Below are 1,404 nucleotides of genomic sequence, written 5' to 3'. Positions count from 1 at the left end.
TAGTACTGCAACGGTGCTTGCCGTGACTGCTGGCCAGCTCGGTCGTTGGTGTGGTCATGGGTGGGGACCTTGCTGATGTCAGGTTGTGGGCGGGTGAACTCGAGGCGGTGCATGAGCGGTTCGTGCACCGGTTCAACCGGGAGGAGCCGCGCGAGTCGGCACTGGCGTACATGCGCGGACTGATCGCTCCGCTGGAACGGAAGAACGGCTGGACACTGGCGGAGGAGGCCGGGCACGCGGGCCCCGATCGCATCCACCGGCTGCTGAACCGCATCGAGTGGGACGCCGACGAGGTCCTGGACGACGTACGCAACTACGTCGTCGAACACCTCGGAGACCCAGATGCCGTCTTGATCGTCGACGACACCGGGTTCCTGCAGAAGGGCATCCGCTCGGCCGGCGTGCAACGTCAGTACTCCGGAACCGCCGGCCGCACCGAGAACAGCCAGATCGGCGTCTTCCTCGCCTACGCCACGAGCCACGGACGTACTCTGATCGACCGGCGGCTCTACCTGCCCACCTCCTGGACGGACGACCGGGAACGCTGCCGCCGGGCCGGCATCGGCGACGAGATCGCCTTCGAGACGAAGGTGGCCATGGCCAAGGCCATGGTCGCAAGGCCATTGCGGACCGGATCCCGTTCCGGTGGGTGACCGCGGACGCCGCCTATGGCTTCAGCAAGGGCTGGCGGTTCGAGATGGAGCAGGCTGATGTCTTCCACGTCATGGCCACCACCCGCCACGACACCGTCGTCACCCGCTGGTCCATCGACCACCCCGTCCACGACCTGTTCCCCGGCCTGCCACGGCAGAAATGGAAACGCCGTTCCTGCGGTGAAGGAGCTCACGGCCGGCGCATCTACGACTGGGCCCGCGTCGAGGTCAGGCCCTGGCACCGCGAGGACCGCCGGCACTGGGCTCTCGCCCGCCGCAGCGTCAGCAGACCCGACGAAATCTCCTACTACATCGCCTACTGCCCGGCCGACACCACACTGGACGAGCTGATCCGCATCGCAGGCAGCCGCTGGGCTGTTGAGGAGTGCTTCCAGACCGCGAAGCAGGAGTGCGGCCTGGACGACTACCAGGTCCGCCGCTACCCCGGCTGGCACCGCCACTTGACCCTGGCCATGGCCGCCCACGCCTGCCTGACCGTCCTGCGAGCCCGAGAACTGAACGCAGACAAAGCAGAAACGGATCCTCCCAGCTCATCCACCTCAGCCTCGCCGAAATCAGACGCCTGATCACCCGGCTCACCGGCCGCCGTCCCACCCCGGTCGACCACATCCTCCACTGGTCGACATGGCGCCGGAGACGGCAATATCAAGCACGGCTCAGTCACTACAAGCGCCGTGGACACAGCCCTTGAAAACTGCCCAGCACTCAGAACAAGCACCGTTGCAGTACT

1 pseudogene is annotated in these 1,404 nt (G+C 66.3%); it reads left to right on the top strand.

From position 1 onward, the window contains the following. Window positions 1-56: 56 nt before the first annotated feature. A pseudogene (locus ACH41F_RS41780) lies at window positions 57-1,240 on the top strand (IS701 family transposase). Window positions 1,241-1,404 lie beyond the last annotated feature (164 nt).

The organism is Streptomyces sp. NPDC020489 (assembly GCF_044386545.1).
Taxonomy (GTDB): Bacteria; Actinomycetota; Actinomycetes; order Streptomycetales; family Streptomycetaceae; genus Streptomyces.
The sequence above is the reverse complement of the archived record's forward strand: the minus strand, read 5'-3'. Positions and strand labels throughout refer to the sequence as shown.